The 20,238-nt window shown below is 64.1% G+C and carries 20 protein-coding genes, 2 tRNA genes and 1 riboswitch; of the genes, 10 read left to right on the top strand and 12 right to left on the bottom strand.

Translation table 11 applies throughout. From position 1 onward, the window contains the following. Nucleotides 1-91: 91 nt before the first annotated feature. Both VPH40_RS21600 and VPH40_RS21595 read left to right on the top strand, forming a co-directional pair. On the top strand, nucleotides 92-550 hold the full coding sequence (locus VPH40_RS21600) for a MarR family winged helix-turn-helix transcriptional regulator (protein ID WP_099664977.1): 459 nt from the start codon (nucleotides 92-94) through the stop codon (nucleotides 548-550). After that, nucleotides 547-2,034: an MDR family MFS transporter gene (locus VPH40_RS21595; RefSeq protein WP_328574458.1), complete on the top strand. Its 1,488-nt coding sequence runs from the start codon at nucleotides 547-549 to the stop codon at nucleotides 2,032-2,034. The genes VPH40_RS21600 and VPH40_RS21595 overlap by 4 nt, the downstream gene beginning before the upstream one ends. Here VPH40_RS21595 and VPH40_RS21590 read toward each other — a convergent pair. After that, nucleotides 2,028-3,116: an NADH:flavin oxidoreductase/NADH oxidase gene (locus VPH40_RS21590; RefSeq protein WP_328574457.1), complete on the bottom strand. Its 1,089-nt coding sequence runs from the start codon at nucleotides 3,114-3,116 to the stop codon at nucleotides 2,028-2,030. The genes VPH40_RS21595 and VPH40_RS21590 overlap by 7 nt on opposite strands. 106 nt (nucleotides 3,117-3,222) lie before the next feature. On the opposite strand from VPH40_RS21590, the gene VPH40_RS21585 reads away from it, so the two are divergent. Both VPH40_RS21585 and VPH40_RS21580 read left to right on the top strand, forming a co-directional pair. Next, nucleotides 3,223-3,564, top strand: coding sequence for an ArsR/SmtB family transcription factor (locus VPH40_RS21585; RefSeq protein WP_099668182.1), 342 nt, complete (start codon nucleotides 3,223-3,225; stop codon nucleotides 3,562-3,564). A 122-nt stretch (nucleotides 3,565-3,686) separates the two neighbouring features. Further along, a complete protein-coding gene (locus tag VPH40_RS21580) occupies nucleotides 3,687-4,817 on the top strand; it encodes an acyltransferase family protein (protein WP_328574456.1) in 1,131 nt (376 codons plus the stop codon). A gap of 29 nt (nucleotides 4,818-4,846) precedes the next feature. On the opposite strand, the gene VPH40_RS21575 is transcribed toward VPH40_RS21580, so the two are convergent. The 11 genes from VPH40_RS21575 to ybgC form a co-directional block, all read right to left on the bottom strand. Beyond that, entirely contained in the window at nucleotides 4,847-5,152 is a 306-nt protein-coding gene (locus VPH40_RS21575) for a type II toxin-antitoxin system RelE/ParE family toxin (protein ID WP_257218693.1), read from the bottom strand. 69 nt (nucleotides 5,153-5,221) lie between these two features. Further along, complete coding sequence (relB, locus tag VPH40_RS21570) at nucleotides 5,222-5,425, bottom strand: type II toxin-antitoxin system RelB family antitoxin (RefSeq protein ID WP_328574455.1); 204 nt, start codon at nucleotides 5,423-5,425, stop codon at nucleotides 5,222-5,224. 143 nt (nucleotides 5,426-5,568) lie between these two features. Next, nucleotides 5,569-5,644, bottom strand: a tRNA-Lys gene (locus VPH40_RS21565). A gap of 89 nt (nucleotides 5,645-5,733) precedes the next feature. After that, nucleotides 5,734-5,809 (bottom strand) — tRNA-Lys (locus tag VPH40_RS21560). A 67-nt stretch (nucleotides 5,810-5,876) separates the two neighbouring features. Beyond that, nucleotides 5,877-6,635, bottom strand: a complete 759-nt coding sequence (gene ybgF, locus VPH40_RS21555; protein ID WP_099664974.1) for a tol-pal system protein YbgF — start codon at nucleotides 6,633-6,635, stop codon at nucleotides 5,877-5,879. Between the two features lie 134 nt (nucleotides 6,636-6,769). Beyond that, nucleotides 6,770-7,291 (bottom strand): peptidoglycan-associated lipoprotein Pal, encoded by a 522-nt coding sequence (pal, locus tag VPH40_RS21550; protein ID WP_034786578.1) that lies wholly within the window; start codon nucleotides 7,289-7,291, stop codon nucleotides 6,770-6,772. A gap of 43 nt (nucleotides 7,292-7,334) precedes the next feature. Further along, complete coding sequence (tolB, locus tag VPH40_RS21545) at nucleotides 7,335-8,603, bottom strand: Tol-Pal system beta propeller repeat protein TolB (RefSeq protein ID WP_442906677.1); 1,269 nt, start codon at nucleotides 8,601-8,603, stop codon at nucleotides 7,335-7,337. A gap of 5 nt (nucleotides 8,604-8,608) precedes the next feature. Then, nucleotides 8,609-9,628: a cell envelope integrity protein TolA gene (gene tolA / locus VPH40_RS21540; protein ID WP_328574453.1), complete on the bottom strand. Its 1,020-nt coding sequence runs from the start codon at nucleotides 9,626-9,628 to the stop codon at nucleotides 8,609-8,611. A gap of 48 nt (nucleotides 9,629-9,676) precedes the next feature. Next, nucleotides 9,677-10,117 (bottom strand): ExbD/TolR family protein, encoded by a 441-nt coding sequence (locus tag VPH40_RS21535; protein WP_242428498.1) that lies wholly within the window; start codon nucleotides 10,115-10,117, stop codon nucleotides 9,677-9,679. 15 nt (nucleotides 10,118-10,132) lie between these two features. After that, nucleotides 10,133-10,822, bottom strand: coding sequence for a protein TolQ (tolQ, locus tag VPH40_RS21530; RefSeq protein WP_034759183.1), 690 nt, complete (start codon nucleotides 10,820-10,822; stop codon nucleotides 10,133-10,135). Between the two features lie 47 nt (nucleotides 10,823-10,869). Beyond that, nucleotides 10,870-11,271, bottom strand: a complete 402-nt coding sequence (ybgC, locus tag VPH40_RS21525) for a tol-pal system-associated acyl-CoA thioesterase (RefSeq protein WP_046682324.1) — start codon at nucleotides 11,269-11,271, stop codon at nucleotides 10,870-10,872. Between the two features lie 314 nt (nucleotides 11,272-11,585). Next, nucleotides 11,586-11,710, top strand: a riboswitch (ZMP/ZTP riboswitch). 111 nt (nucleotides 11,711-11,821) lie between these two features. On the opposite strand from ybgC, the gene glyA reads away from it, so the two are divergent. The 6 genes from glyA (at nucleotide 11,822) to VPH40_RS21495 (ending at nucleotide 20,221) form a co-directional block, all read left to right on the top strand. Continuing rightward, a complete protein-coding gene (glyA, locus tag VPH40_RS21520) occupies nucleotides 11,822-13,069 on the top strand; it encodes a serine hydroxymethyltransferase (RefSeq protein WP_034786580.1) in 1,248 nt (415 codons plus the stop codon). A 306-nt stretch (nucleotides 13,070-13,375) separates the two neighbouring features. Next, the gene (gene nrdR, locus VPH40_RS21515; RefSeq protein WP_077401309.1) at nucleotides 13,376-13,837 is read left to right on the top strand and encodes a transcriptional regulator NrdR; all 462 of its coding nucleotides are present in this window, start codon (nucleotides 13,376-13,378) and stop codon (nucleotides 13,835-13,837) included. 242 nt (nucleotides 13,838-14,079) lie between these two features. Continuing rightward, a complete protein-coding gene (gene pilV, locus VPH40_RS21510) occupies nucleotides 14,080-14,649 on the top strand; it encodes a type IV pilus modification protein PilV (RefSeq protein ID WP_289899309.1) in 570 nt (189 codons plus the stop codon). Beyond that, nucleotides 14,646-15,605 carry a PilW family protein gene (locus VPH40_RS21505; protein ID WP_442906673.1) on the top strand — a complete coding sequence of 320 codons (960 nt, stop codon included), beginning with the start codon at nucleotides 14,646-14,648 and terminating at the stop codon, nucleotides 15,603-15,605. The genes pilV and VPH40_RS21505 overlap by 4 nt, the downstream gene beginning before the upstream one ends. Before the next feature lie 39 nt (nucleotides 15,606-15,644). Beyond that, nucleotides 15,645-16,274: a pilus assembly PilX family protein gene (locus tag VPH40_RS21500; protein ID WP_328574451.1), complete on the top strand. Its 630-nt coding sequence runs from the start codon at nucleotides 15,645-15,647 to the stop codon at nucleotides 16,272-16,274. Continuing rightward, entirely contained in the window at nucleotides 16,271-20,221 is a 3,951-nt protein-coding gene (locus VPH40_RS21495) for a PilC/PilY family type IV pilus protein (RefSeq protein WP_328574450.1), read from the top strand. Before VPH40_RS21500 ends, VPH40_RS21495 begins: the two co-directional genes overlap by 4 nt. The last annotated feature ends 17 nt before the right edge of the window (nucleotides 20,222-20,238 follow it).

Below are 20,238 nucleotides of genomic sequence, written 5' to 3'. Positions count from 1 at the left end.
GGTTTTGGGAAGGGCGGGGATGGAAAAAACCTTGCGCAACGCTCGGGGGCGGACTAATATAAGTAGGTAGTCTACCTACTTATATATTTCCATGCCCACTACCGAAGACCTTCCCATCCCCGAACGCGCGCTGGCGCTGTCCGATGAATTGCGCACGGCGTTCAAGCGCCTGCTGCGCTCCATGCAGCGCGAAGGGGGCGAGCTGGAAGGCGGCGTGTCGATGATGCAGTACATGCTGCTGGCGCTGATCCACGAGCAGCCCGGCATCGGCGTGGCCGCGCTGGCGCGCCTGCAGAACGTGCGCGGGCCGACCGTCAGCGCGCAGGTCAAGTCGCTCGAAGAGGCGGGTCTCGTCGAGCGCAGCGCGCCCGATCCGCAGGACCGGCGCCGTTCCGGCCTGCACGTGTCCGCACATGGCCTGGCCATCCTCGACACCCTGCGCGCGCGGCGCCGCGATGCGCTGGCGCGGCGCATCGCCCGTCTGACGCCGCAGCAGGTCGACGCGCTGGCCGCCGCCATGCAGCCGCTGCTCGAGATAGGCCAGGCATGAGCGGCCTTGGCATACCCGCAGGCGCAGAGGCGCCATTGACGGAGCGCGAAGTGCGCGCCACCTACCTGGGTCTGATGGCCGTGCTGGGCCTCGGCGCGCTGGACCAGAGCATCGTCGCCACGGCCTTGCCGCGCATCGTCGATGACCTGGGCGGCATGGCGCACCTGTCGTGGGTGGTGACGGCGTACGTGCTGGCCTCGACGGCCACCATGCCCCTGTACGGCAAGTTGGCCGACCAGTACGGCCGCCGCCCCATGATTTTCACGGCCTTGCTGACTTTCCTGCTCGGTTCCGTGCTGTGCGGGCTGGCGCAGAACATGACGGAACTGATCATCTTCCGCGCCATCCAGGGCCTGGGCGCGGGCGGCTTCATGCCGCTGGCGCAGATCATCATCGGCGACATCGTGCCGCCCGCCGAGCGGGGCAAGCGGCAAGGCATGGTGCCCATCGTGTTTGCCGTCACCAGCGTGCTGGGGCCCGTGCTGGGCGGCGTGATCACGGATGCCCTGTCGTGGCACTGGATTTTCTTTGTCAACCTGCCCGTCGGCGCCGCCGCCTTTGTCATCATCGCGCGCGCCATGCGCAAACCCGCGCCCGCGCATGCGCACAAGATTGATTATCTGGGCTCCGCCTTGCTGACGGGCGCCGTCACGGCGGCGCTGCTGGTGCTGGCGCTGGGCGGCACCGAGTGGCCGTGGGATGCGCTGGCGATCAAGGTGTGCGTCGGCGTCGCCGTGCTGCTGGGGATATGGCTGGCCTTCCATGTGGGGCGGGTGGATGAACCCGTGCTGCCGCCCGACCTGTTCGAGAACCGCACCTTCAATATCGCCAGCCTGGTGATGGCCATGACGTTCATGGGCCTGATGGGCGCCAGCGTCTTCTTTCCCCTGTTCTTTCAGCTGGTGATGGGCACCAGTCCCGCCGAATCGGGCGTGATGACGGTGGCGATGATGGTGGGGCTGGTGGCGTCGTCGATGTTCAATGGCCGGGTGCTGTCGCGTTCGGGCAAGTACAAGATGGTGCAGGTGGCGGGGCTGGCCGTGGCGGTCGTGGCGTTTGCCGTGCTGGCCTGGGCCATGGAAACGTCGCGCGGTTACTGGATCATCGAGCCGGCCATCTTCTTCCTCGGCACGGGGCTGGGCCTGGTGATGCCGAACATGACGATCGCCGTGCAAAATGCCTTGCCGCTGGCGCGCCGCGGCGTGGGTACGGCCATGCTGGCCTTCTTCCGCTCGCTGGGCGGCTTGCTGGGCGTGACGGCGTCCGGCGCCATCCTCGCGCGCCAGCTGCACCAGCATGGCGTGGAAGCCGTTTCGGCGCTGGGCGCGCAGGCGGCCGTGCAGACGGTGGAGGTGTACCGCCATGCGATTGCCAGCGTGTTCGGCGCCGGCGCCGTGCTGCTGCTGGTGGGGCTGGTCTTCCTGCTGTTCCTGCCGGAACTGCCCCTGGAGGGGCATCCGGCGACGGTCAAGGATGATCAGTAGCGTTCCAGCCAGTGCGCGTACGGCGCCGGCAGGGTCCACGAGGCGCGTTCCACGCCGAGTTCCTTGGCGGCAAAATATGCCCAGTGCGGGTTGGCCAGGTGCGCCTTGCCGACCATCACCACGTCCAGCTGCTCTTCCTTGACGACGCGCTCGGCGATGGCCGGCGTGCCGAAGCCCCAGGCGGACGAGACGGGCACGCCCGCTTCGCGTCGCACTCTCTCGGCGATCGGGCCCATGAAGGCAGGGCCCCAGGGAATTGCCACATCGGGAATGGTAAAGCCCATGCTGACACTGATCATATCCATGCCGGCATCCTTGAACTGGCGCACGAGGGCTATCGATTCGAGCAGGGTTTGCTCGTCGCGGCCGTCGAATTCCAGCACGCCGAAGCGGATCGTCAGCGGCAGGTGCTCGGGCCACACTTCACGCACGGCTTTCAAGGTTTCCAGCAGGAAGCGGCTGCGGTTTTCCAGGCTGCCGCCATAGATATCGTCGCGCTGGTTCGAGTGGGCGGAAAAGAAGCTTTGCGCCAGGTAGCCGTGGGCGAAGTGCAGTTCCAGCCATTCGAAGCCCACTTCGCGGGCGCGCACGGCCGCGTCGACGAAGTTCTGTTTCACGCGGGCAATATCGTCGAGGTCCATGGCGCGCGGCACTTTCGGCAGGCCGCCGCCAAAGGCGATGGCGGATGGGGCGATGGTTTGCCAGCCGCGCGCGTCGCCTTGCGCGATATGGTCGTCGCCTTCCCAGGGGCGGTTGGCGCTGGCCTTGCGGCCCGCGTGGGCGATCTGGATGCCGGGCACGGAGCCGGCCGCCTTGATGGCCTTTACCACCGGCACGAAGGCTTGCGCCAGATCATCGTTCCAGATGCCCGTGCAGCCTGGCGTGATGCGGCCTTCCGGCGCCACGGCCGTCGCTTCGACGATCACCAGGCCCGCGCCGCCGCGCGCCATGCCTGCGTAATGCGACAGATGCCAGTCGTTGGCCTGGCCATCGACGGCCATGTACTGGCACATGGGCGGCACGGCGATGCGGTTGCGCAGGGTGATGCCTTTGAGGGTGTAGGGCTGGAAGAGGGCGGACATGGTGGCCTTTGTGTTTGTTGGTGGAAATGTCAGGGAATGCTGATTCGGTAGTTCGTAAATATTCGAAGAATGGAATTAGTATAGCGCATGCTGTATGATTCTGCTCATGCGCCCACACAAACATCCTCCCGCCAGCGAATTCGTCCTCGAGCGCGTGCTGTACGCCCTGAGCGATTCCATCCGCCTCGACATCGTGCGCCACCTGGCCAGAGTCGACGCGGCCGCTTGCGGCGACCTCGATGGCGGACGGCCGAAATCGACCGTTTCCCACCATTTCAAGGTCTTGCGTGAAGCGGGCCTCGTCTACACGGAAAACGCGGGCACGACGCACATGAATACCCTGCGCCGCGCCGATATCGAGAGCCGCTTCCCTGGCTTGCTGGATGCCATCCTGGCGCAGCAGCCCTTGGCGCCCGAGCCGCCGCAGGCGGAAAAGCCGACAGTTTAGCCGCCTGCCGTGCCCCGCCATTTTCCAGGCTCGGCTATGATATCGGCCTTTCGGTAAATCCTCAGCCGCGCGCCTGTTGCGCGATGGGCTGGCGACACTGCCTGGCATGGCAAGGGATGGGAATGACGGCAGCAGCAGTGGTATCACAGGCGGACCTGGCACATCGTCCGCAGTTTGGCTGGATCAATGGTTTGAAGGCAGGCGCGGCGCAGTTGATCGTGTTGCATCACCTGGCGTTTTACGGGCCCATGTCCGACTACGTGCAACCCCTGTGGCCCGAGCTGCTAGGCTGGCTGGGCGGTAGCGCGCGCATCGCCGTGCAAGTGTTCCTCGTCATCGGCGGCTTTCTCGTCGCCAAATCCCTGTCGCCCGCCGGCCGCCCCGGCATTGCCACGCCGCTGCAGGCGATCTGGCGCCGCTATGCCAAGCTGGCGCCGCCTTTCTTGGCCGCCACCTTGCTCGCGGCCATCGTCACGCCCGTGGCCGGCATCTGGATGCTGCACGACTCCATGTCGGCCGCCGTCACCCTGGGCCAGCTGAGCGCCCATGCCTTGCTGCTGCACGGCGTGCTCGGCTATGAGTCGCTGTCGGCCGGCGCCTGGTACGTGGCCATCGATTTTCAGCTGTACTTGCTGACGGTATCGCTGCTGTGGCTGGGCGGCCGCCTGGCGGGCCAGCGGCGCGGGCATTGGCTGATGCCGCTGGCCGTCACCGCGGGCATCACCTTTTCCTTGCTGTATTTCAATCTCGACGCGGGCTGGGACAATTGGGCGCCGTATTTCTTCGGCAGCTACGGTCTCGGCATGCTGGCCTGGTGGGCCAGCGATCCGGCCCGCAAGCCGGGGGCCATGAGCGCGCTCATGGCCATGGCAGCCGTGCCCGTCCTGCTGGCCCTGGCCGTCGACTACCGCAGCCGCATCGCCCTGGCCCTGATCGTCGCCTGCGCCCTGTTCCTGTTTGGCCGCGCCCGCACGCCGTCCCAGGGCGGCGCCTGGAACGTCATCAACACCCTGGGACGCATTTCGTATGCCGTGTTTCTCGTCCACTTTCCCGTCAGCCTGCTGGTCAATGCGCTGTTTATCAGCTATGTCCCGCTTGAGCCGGAGTGGCAGGCGCTGGGCATGCTGACGGCCTGGGGCGCCAGCCTGGCGGCCGGCGCCGCGTTTTACCGCTGGGTGGAGGTGCCGCTGGGGCGCGCGATGGGCAGCGCGGTGGCGCATCTGGCCGGGAGGCCGGCGCTGGTGTCGCGTTAACGACTGGTTTCCGGTATGCCGGGAGAGGTTCAGGGATATAGTTGCCGTGTATGCATGACGGCAAGAATTTCTATTGCGCTTGCCTCAACGCGATATACGACGACATAGTTTGGGTGAGCAACCAGTTCCCGCGTGCCGGCAACTCTTCCGGTCCGGTATAAATGAGGATGATTTGGAAGTTGGGAGATGGCGTTGTCGATGTCGTTGTAAAGCTGAAGTGCTGCTGGCGGGTTGCGCTGCGCGATGTAAGTGAGGATCGCGGTCAAATCTTCCTGCGCTTTAGAACACCTATCAAAACCTACTGCGCGTCGTAATTTGCGGTCTGCGATGCTCACTGTACCTTCGTACAGTTGCGCTTCTCAACCACAAATTACTTCCGCTCGCTACGGTTTTGTTAGGCGTTGTTAGCCTTCCATAGAACCGGCAGCATGGTCATCAGGCTGGGCTGCGACGATTTTCTTCAGTTGCGCCATGACCGCTGCATGTGGATGGGCAGGGCGGTCATCATTTAATGATGCCGATACCTTTGCGCGAAACCAGTGGTCATAGGTTTCGGCTGCTTCCGCTGTCTCAAATGCGGACGTGGTCGAGGATGGAGAGCCGTTCATGATTGCCTGATTATACGACAGTTCGACAGAGGCGCATCGCAGGTGGTAGGGTGTTTGATTTGCGTCAGCGGTCGCATCCCGTGCAGGCGATGCTGCCGAAAACAAAAAAGCCAACCGCGAACGGTTGGCTTCTTCATAGTATTTGGTAGGCCGTGCGGGATTCGAACCTGCGACCAACGGATTAAAAGTCCGCTGCTCTACCAGCTGAGCTAACGACCCAAAAACTTTTTACAACAACTTCGGTAACACTGTGCCGTAAAAAAATGCTTGCTATAACAACTCGCAAGCAGATCAGTACTGCGTATTCGTGGTAGGCCGTGCGGGATTCGAACCTGCGACCAACGGATTAAAAGTCCGCTGCTCTACCAGCTGAGCTAACGACCCGAAGAAGAAAGATTATAGGGGGTGCCCGGGATTCTGTCAAACCTAACGGGCAACTTTTTCCCCGCTTCTACTTTTTACCGCCCCGTTCCTTGGCCGCCTGGGCCGCGCTGGAGTCCGGGTAGCGCGAGATCAGGGCGTTCAGTGTCTTGGTCGCGTTCGGCTTGTCTTTCAGCTCCGTGTAGCAGCTGGCGATGTTGAGCATGGCGTCGGGCGCTTTCGGGCTGTCCGGGTAGTGTTTCAGCACGGCCTGCTGGGCCGTGATGGCGCTCTTGCAGTCGCGCTGGGCGTAATAGGCGTTGCCCAGCCAGTATTGCGCGTTGGCCGCATAGGCCGATTCCGGATAGCGTTTCACGAAGCCGTCCAGGGCCGTCACGGCGCCTTTGTAATCGCCCGACTTGAACAGGCCGAACGCGGATTCGTACGCGCTTTGCTCGGACACGCCCACGGCCGCTTCCTGGCCGTCGATGGTGACCTGGCGCGGTTCGAGCTTGCGCAGGCGCGCATCGATATCGGTGTAGAAATCCTTCTGGCGCTTTTGCGTGTTTGCCAGGTCGTTGCCCAGTACTTCGATCTGGCCGCGCAGGCGGGCGATCTCCTGCATGGTCTGGTCGTGCTGGTTGAGCAGGCTCAAGGTGCTGGTCTTGTCCGCCTTGGCGTCGATGCGGCTGTTCAGGTCGCGCGCCATGGCGTCGACCTTGGCGCGCAGCTCGAGGATGGCCTTGCGTGCTTCGTCGTCATCGAACAGGGCGGCGTTGGCGTGCAGGGGCAGGTAGGCAAACGCGGCCATCAAGGCGGCGGCGACGCCGGCTTTCGAGAATGTCATCATGAGTCGGGCTTTCAAAAGTTACGCAAACATGCAAACGGGGCGCCGGGCGGTGAATCACCGCGCTGCGCCCCATTATTATGCCTATGACTGGCCAGTTAGGTAAGCGTCAATGCTGCCGCGCTCACCCCTGAACATCAATAAACGATGTCAGCGCGGCGGTTTTCTGCCCATGCTGCTTCGTTGCTGCCTTGAGCTTTAGGCTTTTCTTTGCCCAGCGACACGGCTTCCATTTGGCCTTCTGGCACGCCCAGGGCTGCCATCGACTTGCGCACGGCTTCAGCACGTTTCTGACCCAGGGCCAGGTTGTACTCAGCGCCACCGCGTTCATCGGTGTTACCTTGGATCAGGATCTTGCGGCTAGGCGTTTTCACCAGGTAGCCAGCGTGGTTTTGCACGACTGGGGTGTCCGCTTCGCGCACGACGTATTTGTCGAAGTCGAAGTAGATGCTGCGGTTAGCCAGCACGCCTTTTGGATCGTCCAGTGGATCGACCGATGCGGTCGTTACTGGCTGAACTTGACGGGTGTCAACTGGAGCGACGACTTTTTCAGGAGCGCGCTCAACCACTGGGGTCTCTGCTACTTTTACTGGGGTGCTGCAGGCGGACAGCAGGGCTGCGGTAGCGGCGATGAAAGCCAAACTTTTAAAGTTACTCATTTTTATTCTCCGGGTCATGGTTAAAGGTGAAACTGTACAGCATTTACTTCATAAAAGGACCCCAGGTGGGCTCCTTGATATTGCCAGCTTGCGTAGTCAAACGCTGTTTGACGCGGCCATCCACCGATACCACTGCCAGCGACTTGCGTCGTCCGGATTCGGTCGCGTACATGATATATTTCCCGTTGGGCGAAAAGCTCGGTGATTCGTCGTTGGCGGTGTCCGACAGGCGCAGTTCCTGGCCACTAGCCAGGTCGAGCGCGTAGAGCTGGAAATTGCCGTCGCGACGGGAAATATAAGCGAGTGTCTTCCCGTCGGACGAAATCCGCGGGCTGATGTTGTAGGAGCCGCCAAACGTCACGCGCTTGGCTTCGCCACCGCTGGTCGACATGCGGTAGATTTGTGGTCCGCCGCTACGATCGCTGGTGAAATAAATGCTTTGGCCATCGGCCGAGAATTGGGGTTCCGTATCGATGCCGCTGCTGGCGCTGACGCGGCGCAAGCCGCTGCCGTCGGCATTGACGGTGTAGACCTGGGTATGGCCGTCGCGCGACAGGGCCACGGCCAGGCGCGAGCCGTCCGGGCTCCAGCTCGGCGCCGAGTTGCTGCCTTTTTCATTCGACACGATGGTGCGCTGGCGCGTCACCAGGTTTTGCACGTAGACGATGGGCTTTTTCTTTTCGAACGACACATACGCGACCTTGGTGCCGTCCGGCGACCACGACGGCGAAATGATCGGCTCGTTCGAACGCAGGGCGACCTGGATGCCTTCGCCATCGGCGTCGGCCACTTCCAGGCGGTATTCGCGGCCCGATTGCGTGACGTAGGCGATGCGCGTGGCGAACGCGCCTTTGACGCCCGTCAACTTTTCATAGATGTCGTCGGCGATCTTGTGCGCCAGCAAGCGGTTGAATTGCGGCGCGGCCGCATTGTTCATGCTGGAGATCTGGGCGCCCTTGATGGTGTCGAACAGCTTGTAGCGCACGTCCAGGCGGCCATCGGCCATGCTTTGCACGGTGCCGACCGCCAGCGCGTCGGCGCCGCGCGATTTCCACTGCTCGTAGCTGACGGGCGCCGTTTCCGACACGGGCGCATCGGCGTCGATCAGCTTGAACACGCCGCTGCGCGCCAGGTCGGCCTTGATAATGCCCGACAGCGACTGCGGCGCCGCCGATTCATTGACGAAGCTGGCGACAGCTACCGGGATCTGGTTGCTGCCGATCCCCGTAATCTCCACGCGCAGCTGCGCCTGGGCGCCGGAGGCTCCCAGCATCAGGCCGGCGCAGAGCACGACATAGCTCATTTTTTTCATGGTCATCATTTAGGCAAATCCTTCATCTCGAATATGAGTTCAATCTCGCGTTCCACGGTGCCGTCTTTTTTCTTCGGCAGTGGCGACGATTTATTAATGGCGTTTTCTACCGAGCTGTCATACGCCGGCAGGCCGCTACTTTTAATCTTTCGGACCGAAATAATTTCCCCAGTTGGCAGTTGCTCGATCTTGAACACGGCGCGCGGGTTGCCCGGCACGTCCGTGCTACCGCTGTACGCGATATTGCTCTTGATCTTGCTCGTCAGGGCTGCGACATAGCCGCTGTCCTTGCGTGGCGCGGTCGCTTTCGCGGCCGTACCTGTTGTGCCATTGCCTGCCTGCGCCATCAACCGCTTCATGTCATCGGCACGCAATTTGTCGGCAGCCGCTTTTTCAGCAGCCGCTTTTTTCGCTTTGGCCGCTTTTTCGGCCGCCGCTTTTTTATCGGACAGTTCTTTCTCGGCTTTTTCTTCCGCCGCTTTTTCTTTCTCTTTCGCTTGCTTGGCTTTCTCCAGCTTGTCGGCCTTTTCTTTTTCCAGCTTTTCAGCCTTGTCTTTTTCTTTCTGCTTCTGTTTTTCCAGTTCGCGCTTTTCTTCCTCGCGTTCCTTCAATTCCTGCTTGCGGCGTTCTTCCGCTGCCGCTTTCTCTTTTTCTTCTTTCAGCTTGGCCTTCTTGCGTTCGAGGGCGATCTCCGCCTCGCGCAGGTCGACCTTCGGCTCGGGCGCGGCCACGGGCGGCGGTGGTGGCGGAGCCGGCTGTTCCACTTGCGGTTCCGGCGGCGGCGCCGGTGTCGGTTCCGGTTCCGTCGCCACTTCGGGCGGCGGCGCGGCCGTCTGCACTTTCAGGTCCCACACTTCCGCTTCGACGGCGACAGGTTCCGTATTTTGCCAGTGTACGCCCACCCACAGGAAAAACAGCAGGCCAAGGTGCATCGCCAGCGCCAGGCCCAGCGAGGGCCAGCGGCTGCGTTCGCGCGGCACGCTGTAGGGCTTGCCGAGTACATGGTCGATTTGTTTGGTCTGCAAAGTCTAGTCTATCTAAAAACGGTCAAGTCTGGAAACAGGGTGCTGCGCTTACTTGGTGGCTAGGCCGACGCGGGTAATGCCCATTTTTTTTGCTTCCGAAATGAGCTGGATCACATCGTCGTACTTGCTTTCCTTGTCGCCCGCGATCATCACGGGATAGTCGGGATTGCTTTCGTGCAAACCGCGCAGCTTGCGCAGCAGGGCGTCGCGGTTCGGTTCCGTTTCCGGCGACAGCTGTTCCTTGCCGATGACGCCGATCGACAGCGAACCATTCGGCTTCAGCACGATCTGAATATAGTCATCGGGCGGTTTCGCCGACCTTTCCGCGTTGGGCAAGTTCACCACGCTGGGATTGTTCGACGACGGCATCACCATGAAAATGATCAGCAGCACCAGCATCACGTCGATATACGGCACGACGTTGATCTCGGACTTGAACTTGCGGCCACGGCCACCGCGCATGCCGCCACTATTAAAGGAGGAACCCATGGACCTTGCTCCCTCTTAGCGCGACTGGCGCTGCAGGATGTTGGAGAATTCCTCGACGAAGCTCTCGAAGCGTATCGCCAGGCGGTCGATGTCATGCGAAAAACGGTTGTAGGCGACGACGGCGGGAATGGCCGCGAACAGGCCGATGGCGGTGGCGATCAGCGCTTCGGCAATGCCGGGCGCGACGGCGGCCAGGGTGGCTTGCTGCACGTTGGCCAGGCCGCGGAAGGCGTTCATGATGCCCCACACGGTACCGAGCAGGCCGATGTACGGCGAGACGGAGCCGACGGACGCGAGGAAGGCCAGGTGCGATTCGAGCACGTCCATTTCACGCTGGAAGGCGGCGCGCATGGCGCGGCGTGCGCCGTCGAGCACGGCGCCGACGTCCAGCGCTTCGCGCGAACCGTAGGAAGCCTTGCCCTTGATGAATTCGCCCATGCCGGCGTCGAAGATGCGGGCCAGCGCGCCGCTCTGGTCGCGGTTGCCGCTGGCGTTCTGGTGCAGCGCATGCAGGTTGCCGCCGGCCCAGAAGCTGCGTTCGAATTCGATGGTTTGCTTGCGCGCCTGGCGCACGGCAAACATCTTGCGGAAAATGTAGGTCCAGCTGGTCAGGGAAATCAGCAGCAGCAGGGCCATGATCAGTTGCACGATCAAATGGGCATTGGAGATGAGCGCGAGGAAAGAAAGATCTTGTGTAACGTTCATTGGCTGGCAGTCTGTTGGGTGAATTGTCCGGAGGTGGCGGGTAGGGCTCAGGCGGCGCGCATGCGGGCCGCGACTGCATCAGGCACGGCGCGCGGGCGCAGTGCCGAATCGACGCAGCCGATCTTGACGCGGGCCGTGTTGAGCAGGCGGTCGCCGCACCAGGCTTGTTGCAAGAAAACGATGGAGGCACGCCCCATTTTTTCTATGCTTAAGGTTAATCTTACCGTGTCATCGAGCCTGGCTGGCGCATGATAGTCGGCGTTGACGCTTTTGACAACGAACATCGCGTCATGCTGTTCCAGCAATTCCTGCTGGCCCACGTCGATGGCGCGCAGCCATTCGGTGCGCGCGCGCTCGAAGAATTTCAGGTAGTTAGCGTAATAGACGATGCCGCCGGCGTCGGTGTCTTCATAGTAGACACGTACGTTCCAGGTAAAGACTGAAGGCATGTTTATTGCGCCAGTAGTGAGATTGAGCAACATTTTACGCGATTTTTCTTCTTGTGACTGTGGGCGCTTGCTGGAAAGCCATGCAAAAGCTGCATATAAGTTGCACCGCAGCATTGTAAATCCGGCGTGTGCAATGGCAAGCTTCGTAACATACGCTTACATGCCATGGCCAGGTTTAAGCCCAGCTTAAAAGCCGCAGCCATCCCCGGGGCGGCCTGTGGCCGCGCCCGGGCGGCGATGGCGCGCGGCGATTATAGCCGCACGGTTGCATTCCTTGCTCAATTTGGGTACTTAACTTACAATTTGACTTCCATTACGTCTCACGTGACTGGCGAAAAGTCGGGCGATCTCCATGAAGGGCGGTCGGCAAACCGGCGAAAGGTGGGCACCCACCGGGAAACGTGAGATTTTTCATCAGCCGTTCGCCTGGGTAGCCACTATGGAAAAGCACGAAGAGGCTGCCTGTCCAATGTTGTTATTCACTTAACGCCGGCTCCCCTCATTCGATCCAACCTGCCAGTACAAGCACCCTCATACTTGGAGTTTTTACATGTTTGCAAAAGATCACAACCTCGCCAACGTCGATCCTGAATTGTTCGCCGTCATTCAAAAAGAGAACACGCGCCAGCACGACCACATCGAACTGATCGCGTCGGAAAACTACACGTCGCCAGCCGTAATGGAAGCGCAAGGCTCGCAGCTGACGAACAAGTACGCCGAAGGCTACCCGGGCAAGCGTTACTACGGCGGCTGCGAATACGTCGACGTGGCCGAGCAACTGGCCATCGACCGCGTGAAACAGCTGTTTGGCGCCGAATGCGCGAACGTGCAGCCGAACTCCGGCTCGCAGGCGAACCAGGGCGTGTTCTTCGCCATGTTGAAACCAGGCGACCTGATCATGGGTATGTCGCTGGCCGAGGGCGGTCACTTGACCCACGGCATGCCGCTGAACATGTCCGGCAAATGGTTTGACGTCGTTTCCTACGGCTTGACGGCGGAAGAAGACATCGACTACGAGGCAATGGAACGTCTGGCCCGCGAACGCAAGCCAAAGCTGATCATCGCCGGCGCGTCGGCATTCTCGAAAAAGATCGACTTCGAACGCTTCAGCAAGATCGCCAAGGAAGTGGGCGCCTACTTCATGGTCGACATGGCCCACTACGCCGGCTTGATCGCCGCCGGCCTGTACCCGAACCCGGTGCCGTTCGCCGACTTCGTCACCTCGACCACGCACAAATCGTTGCGCGGCCCGCGCGGCGGCATCATCCTGATGAAGGCCGAACACGAAAAAGCCATCAACTCTGCCATCTTCCCTGGTATCCAGGGCGGCCCGCTGATGCACGTGATCGCCGGCAAGGCCGTTGCCTTCAAGGAAGCGCTGAGCCCTGAATTCGTCGAATACCAGAAGCAAGTGATCAAGAACGCCGACGTGCTGGCGAAAACCCTGATCAAGCGCGGCCTGCGCATCGTGTCCGGCGGCACCGAATCACACGTCATGCTGGTCGACCTGCGCGCCAAGAACCTGACGGGCAAGGAAGCCGAAGCCATCCTCGGTTCCGCGCACATCACCTGCAACAAGAACGGCATCCCGAACGACCCGCAAAAACCGTTCGTCACCTCGGGCATCCGCCTGGGCAGCCCGGCGATGACGACGCGCGGTTTCAAGGAAGCGCAAGCGGAAGAAGTGGGCAACCTGATCGCCGACGTGCTGGACAATCCGCATGACGCCGCCACCATCGAGCGCGTGAAAGCGGCCGTGAAAGTACTGGCCGACGCGCACCCAGTGTACGCAGCTTAAGAGCCTGTTCCGGTAAAGGAATACATCTACAGCAGACAGCCCCTCGGAAGCGGGTACTGCGTTGCTCGTCGTAGCATGGCTAGCCATGCGTCCTCCTCGCGCCTTGTCCGCGCGACCGATGAGCAATCTGCTGCAGACGCTCCTTACCGGAATAGTCGCTAATTATTTGTCCAGAATGTGTCATACGGAGTAAGATTCTGTATGACACATTCCAGTCGTGCCCAAGGGCGCCCGGAGTGATTCGGGCGCCCTTTGTACAAGGGCGGCGATTTCCCGTAATTATTACTATAAAGTTGTAGCCAGCCCATGAAATGTCCATTTTGCCAGCACGGCGACACCCAGGTTCTCGATACGCGCGTATCGGAGGAAGGGGATGCCATTCGGCGCCGCCGCCGCTGCGGCAAATGCGACAAGCGTTTTACCACGTACGAACGCATTGAACTTATCATGCCGGCCGTCGTCAAAAAGAATGGCAGCCGGACGGAGTTCGCTGCGGATAAGTTGCGCGGCAGTTTGATGCTGGCCTTGCGTAAGCGTCCCGTCGCGGCCGCCTCTGTGGATACGGCCATAGCGTCCATCCAGGAAAAGCTGCTCACCAGCGGCTTGCGCGAAGTCGAATCCGGCTATATCGGCGAACTCGTCATGCAGGAACTCAAGCGCCTGGACAAGATCGCCTACATCCGCTTTGCCTCCGTCTACAAGAATTTCGAAGACCTGGCCGAGTTCCAGGACGCGATCGCCGAAGTGGGCCAGGCGCGCAAGCCCTGACGCTCACCCGGACGTTCACTTTGCCGGCAGCGGGGCCGCTTCAGCGCCCCGTGTTCACCATGCCAGCGCTTGCCTGGCAAGCGGTCTGACCAATCCCACCGCCGTTCTTCTCGACTTATCATCGTCCTGTTTGCGCTAGCGCAGACGCGGGTTTTTGTGCGCGCCTATCTTGTAGCTGGGCCACCTGTTTGTGTGGCTCTTTCTGCGGAAGGGAGTAGCGCATGCGCAAGGGCGGTCGCACTATGTTTCCTGCGGGTGGCAGCAGCCTCGTCGAAGTGCTGGTGTCGCTGCTGCTGTTGGCGCTGGGCCTGTTGGGCGCCAGCATCCTGCAATTGAACGCCCTGCGCGCGCGCCACGAGTCGGCGCTGCTGTCGGCAGGCGTGCAACTGGCCGCCGGCATGGCCGAGCGCATGCGCGCGAACAACGTGCTCATGAATGGCCCCGATGCGGGCAATCCCTACCTGAATGTGGCCTACGCGGCGGCGGACGGCGCCGAAGCTGGCGGTGGTGCGCCAGACTGTCTTGGCGCTGCCGCCTGCAGCGCGGCTGAACTGGCGCAATTCGACATCGCCGAATGGAAGCAAGGGCTGCATGCGGCCTTGCCCGGCGCGCGCCTGCGCATCTGCCGCGACCTTGCCGCGTGGGATGCCGCCGCCCAGGGCTTGCAGTGGGCGTGCAGCGGCGGCAAGGGGGCGCCCATCGTCATCAAGCTGGGCTGGCGCGGCCGCCTGCCCGATGGCTCGCCCGCCGTGAATGCGGCAGGCGAGTCGCTGCCCAGGCTGGCATTCCAGCTGGGCGGGGGCGGCGCATGAACGGCGGGCATCGTGGCATGAGCCTGATCGAATTGCTGGTGGCCCTGTCGCTCGGTGCGCTGTTGATGCTGGCCGCCAGTAGCGTGCTGCTGGCGGCCAGCGGCAGCTATGGCGACCAGTCCGCCAGCGCTCGCCTAGATGACAACGCCCGCTACGCGCTCGACGCCATCGCCCGCGCCGTGCGCCAGACGGCGTATGTGAATTGGGACAGCAGCGCCGCGCCCGTCGCCCATGCGGATTACGACAGCGCGAATGTCGCCGGGCTCGACGCGCGCAGCCTGGGCAAGAGCAGCGACGGCATCAGCGGCGCGCTGCCCGGCGCCCTGCATGGCAGCGACGTGCTGGCCCTGCGCTATTACGGCGCCGGCAAGGAAGAGGGCGGCGACGGTTCCGTGCTCAATTGCGCCGGCTTCGGCGTGGGCGCGGCGCAAACGGAGGCGCAGCGGGGCTGGAGCATTTTCTACGTGGCGCAGGGCGCCGATGGCGAAGGCGAGCTGCGCTGCAAATACCGGGGCGCGAACGGCTGGGGCGCGGACGCCGTCATCCGTGGCGTCGATGCTTTCCAGGTGCTGTATGGCCTCGACACGGATACGCCGCCTGACGGCGTGGCCAACCGCTATGTCAACGCCAGCGCGCTCGACGCCTACGATGCGGCGCTGCTGCTGGAGGGGGCGGACGCGGCCGCGCGCCAGCGCGATTTTCAACGGCGCACGCACTGGAAACGCGTGGCCAGCGTGCGCGTGGCGCTGCTGTTGCATGGCGAGGCGGGACAGGCCGACAAGATGGCGGAACTGGGGCCGGCGCAGTTCGACCTGTTCGGCAAGGCGTATGCCGAGGCGCATGGCGCCGGCGACACGGGCGTGCGCATTGCGCGCGCATCCTTGCCTGCCGCGACGCGTTCGCGGCTGCGGCAACTGGTGCAGACGAGCATCATGCTGCGCAACGGGCCGGCCTAGGCGGGCGGCGCGATGGCTGGCGCGGGCGTCCGCTGTTGCGTGCCTTGGCGCCCACTTCGTGCGCGATGCGGCGGCGCCACCCTCGTGTATGTGCTGTGCCTGCTGGTGATCATCTTGCTGCTGGGCATTTCGGCGGCGCAGATGGCCTTGCAGGGAGAAAAGGCGGCGCGCGGCGAGCGCGACCGGCAGATCGCGTTTCAGGCGGCGGAGGAGGCACTGGTGGATGCGCAGAACGATATCGAAGGCTTGCCCGGCGCGCCGGGACGCAGCAGCCTCTTCGCGCCAGGCAGTGCGGCCGGGTTCTCGGACGGCTGCGGCGAGGGAGGCGCGCTGGGCTTGTGCCTGCCCGCGGCCCCGGAGGCGCCGGCCCTCTGGTTGAGCATGGACCTCGATGGCGCAGAAGGAAGCAGCCGCGCCGTGTCGTATGGCCAGTTTACGGGCGCCGTCATGCAGACGGGGCAGGGATTCCTGCCGTCGCGCCGGCCCCGCTACCTTATCGAACTGCTGCTGTTTCACCCGCCCGGCGCGCAGGCCACGGCAGCGGCCGGCGGTCTGGCCATGGAAAGCTATGTGTACCGCATCACGGCCATCGGTTTTGGCGCGCAGGAAAGCACGCAAGTCGTGCTGCAAAGCTATTACCGCAAGCAGGCGGCGGGAGCGGGGCCATGAGGGCGTCGTGGTTCATCTTGCCGCCCACTTTGCCGTCCACTTTGTGGCATGCTTTGCGGTCTGCCCGGCGGCATGCCGGCTGCGTCTGGCTGATGCTGCTGGCCTGCCTGCTCAGCCTCTCTTGCGGCGGCGCCCTTGCCGCCGCCGTCCCGCCGGTGACGCTGGCACGGGCCGACGCGGGCTTGCACGGCGCCAGGGTGCCGCCGAATCTGTTGCTCAACCTGTCCCTCACGCATGCGGCGGCCGCTGCCGCGTATGGCGGCGAGTATGCGCCGCAGCGCGAGTACCTCGGTTACTTTCATGCGCGCATGTGCTACAGCTATCCGTACCGCAGCAAGGACGGCGTCATGCTGCCGGACTTGCGCGTAGCGACCGCTTACTTCTCCGTGCTGAAACCGGCCGATGCCCTGCACGGTTGCGGCGGCGACAGTTTCAGCGGCAACTTTCTCAACTGGGCCAGCACCAGCATGCTCGACCTCGTCCGCTACGCGCTGACGGGCGGCGACCGCGTCATCGACGAAGTGCGCAAGACGGTGCTGCAGCGCGCCTACCTGCCTGATGCCGGCAGCCCCATCGACTTTTTTTCCCACCCCGTCTTTTTTCCGCGCAAGGTCTTGCAGGCCGGCGTGGCGGCGGCGACGCCATTTGCGCTGGCGCAACTGGCCATCGTGTCCTGCCGCAACCGCCTGCTGTTCGGCGACGCCAGCCTTGGCCAGTCTGCGGGCGGCACTTGCGATGCGCCTGGCCTTGCTGCTACGCACGGGGTGTTCCTCGCGCGCGTGCGCGTGTGCGACGCTGATGAGGGACCGCTGCGCGACGACTTGTGCCTGGCGTATGGCAAGAACTACAAGCCGGTGGGCGCCGTGCAGCGCCATGGCGGCAGGGTGCGCGTGGGCGTGTTTGGTCATTTGAACGGCATGCCCGCCAGCGCCGGCCCCGCGTATGGCGGCGTGCTGCGCGCGCCGCTGGCCCACGTGGGCAGGCAGCGCTGGACGGCGCCCGACTATTTGCCGCAAGACAATGCCGGCGCCGAGTGGCATCCCGCCACCGGCGTGTATGTGGCCGAAGCTGCGGCCCAGGGCGCGGGCCTTGGCGGCGGGGTGACCGCTTACATCAATGGCCTGGGCCGCGGCAATGCGGGGCATCCTGGCGCGTACGCCAGGGCGGCGCCGCTGGCCGAATTGCTGTACGAATCGCTGCGCTACCTGCAGGGACGGCAAGCGAGCGCCCCGGTGCCGCCTGCCACGGCCCCGCCTGCCATCGACGACGGCTTGCCGGTCGTGACCCAATGGAGCGATCCGCAAACGGCCAGTTGCCAGCGCCACATCGTCGTTAGCCTCGGCGATGCGGGCATGGCGGGCGACCGTTACGTGCCCGGCAATGTCCCGGTCCCTCCTGCCGCATCCGGCGACCGCGCCCGCGCGCCGGACGGTTTTGCGCCGCCGCCGTTCGATGCGATGGCCTGGACGCATGCGGTGGGCAGCCTGGAAAGCGGTGGTACGCCCGGCAATCCCGCGCCGCGGCCGGAACTGGCGGCGCTGGAATGGCTGGCCGACGGAGCGGGCGGCGCCAGCTACCATGCGGCGGGCCTGGCCTACTGGTCGCACGTGCAGGCCTTGCGTCCCGGCGGCAAGAACGACGGCGGTGCAAAGGTCGAGCACTATGCGGGCGACTTGCGCCAGGGCGACCCGGCCGGCGAATCTGCCGCCACTCCCGCCTCTACCCCCTTGCTGCTGGCGTCCAAGTATGGCGGCTTTCTCGATGCGAATGGCGACGCCAACCCCTTCAAGAGCGCGCCGGGCGGCGCGCTGGATGAATGGAGCCTGGATGGCCGCTGGCCTGGCCATTACTTGCCCGGCAGCGATCCTGCCGCCCTGATCGCGGGACTGCGCGCAGCCTTCGCAGCAGCCGATAAGGGCACCTTGCCGGCGGCGCTCGCAGGACCGGCCCTGATGGCGCTGGCCACCGGCACGGAAGAGGCATACTGGTTCCAGACGCAGCTGCGCCTGGCCGATGGCGGCATGACCTTGTCGCGCACCGCGTTTGCCGTGGGGGCCGATGGAGCACTGCTTCCCGGCAAGCCATGGTGGATTGCCGGCGGACAGGACAAGCCCGTGCCGGATGGCGCGCCTGCGTCCTTGCGTCCCGTCTACACGCTCGACGCCCAGGGCAGCCTGATGCCGCTGGCCTGGAACCGCCTCGACGCAGTGCAGCGCGGCGCATTCGACAGTGGCGATGGCCGGGGCGAGGCGCGCCTGGCGTACCTGTTGGGCCAGCGCACGCACGAGGTGGGCCAGCCAGGCGGCTTCCTGCGGCGCAGGTCAGGCAGCCTGGGCGCGGCGCCATACGGCAATCTGCTGTACGTGGGCGCGCCCGGGCTGGGCATGCCGGGTACCGGCTATGGCTTGCACCGCCAGGCGCTGCTGCAGCGGCGCAGAATGCTGTACCTGGGCGCCAGCGACGGTTTGCTGCATGCCTTCGATGCGCGCACGGGCAGCGAATTGTTTGCCTATCTGCCGCAAGCGCTGCTGCACCTTGCGCCAGCCGCTGCAAGCACTCACTACAGCTCCGGCCCGCTGCTTGACGGCGCGGCGGCCACGGCGGAAGTGCTGGCGCTGGGACATTGGAAGACGGTGCTGGTGTCGGGCATGGGCGGCGGGGCGCAGGGCGTGTTTGCGCTCGACATCACCGACCCGGCCCGCTTCGCGCAAGACGGGGCGCTGTGGGAATTTACGGACCGCGACGACAGGCTGATGGGCAATGTGCGCGCGCCGCCCGCCTTCGCCCGCATCAATATGGGTGGCAAGGAGGGCGCGCCGGCCTACCGCGACTTTGCCATCGTCGCCAGCGGCTACAACAACCATGTGAACGACGGCAAGGACACGACGGCGCCCGCGTCGGCCGCCGCCATCTTCCTGCTGGCCTTGGACAAGGCGCCCGGCACGCCGTGGGTGTTGGGAAGTAATTACTTCCGCCTCAAGGTGCCCGTGGCCAGCGGCGGCGGCCATGACGCTGATGCGGGCGCGAACGCGGATGTGGACGCCATGCCCCGGGCGCTGGGTCCGCCCGCCGTGGTGCCGGGCAGCGACGGCGCGCTGGCGTATATGTATGCAGGCGATTTGCAGGGCAATATCTGGCGCCTCGACATGGCTGGCGGGCCGCCGTGGAAGGAGGGGCAGGGACGCAAGCTCGTCTTTGTCGCGCGCGATGCGCAGGGCCGGCGCCAGCCCGTGACGCAGCAACTGAGCGTGGCCTACGCGCCCGGCGGCGGCTATGTGCTGCTGTTCGGCACGGGCAAGCTGGTCGAAGCGGCCGATACCTGGCCTTCCGCCTTCCTGTCGCAATCGTTTTATGCCGTGCACGACGATCTGCGGGAATCATCGTCCACGCGCAGCCGGGCCGACCTGGAGCAGCGCAGCCTGGGCGAGGCGGCGGGCGGCCTGCGCGTCGACGGCGCCGAGCTGCGCTATACGGGCAGCGACGCCATGCGCGGCTGGTACCTCGATTTTATGCAGACCGCGCAGACGGGCGAACGCAGCGTCAGCAGTCCCGTATTGGCCGCCGGCAAGGTGCTCTTCAACACTGTCTTGCCGGGGCGCGACCCTTGCGCCAAGCCGGCCACGCGCCTGTACGTGCTCGATGTGCTGAGCGGCTTTGCCGCCGATGGCGCCGGTGTCGTGCAGGCGGGCGAGCAGACGGGGCGTTTGTTCGATGGCTTGGCGCGCGCGCCGCCGCTGGCGCTCGAACTGAACAGCACGGTGGGCGCCCCGACGGCGGCAGGGCGGGCCGAGGGGCGCAAGGAACTGGCCGTGCTGCAACCGGGCTTGCCTGGCGCAGCCAGCGGGGCGGCGCTCAAGGTCGTCAGCGCGCCGCTGCCGGCCCGGCGCCTCAGCTGGCGCGAAGTGGCGAACTGGCGCGAATTGCACGAGGCGGCCAAGAAAAAATAGGCATGGCAAGGCCGGCG

The organism is Janthinobacterium sp. P210005 (assembly GCF_036231865.1).
Lineage (GTDB): Bacteria > Pseudomonadota > Gammaproteobacteria > Burkholderiales > Burkholderiaceae_D > Janthinobacterium > Janthinobacterium kumbetense.
This window is presented reverse-complemented; position numbering and strand designations above follow the sequence as displayed.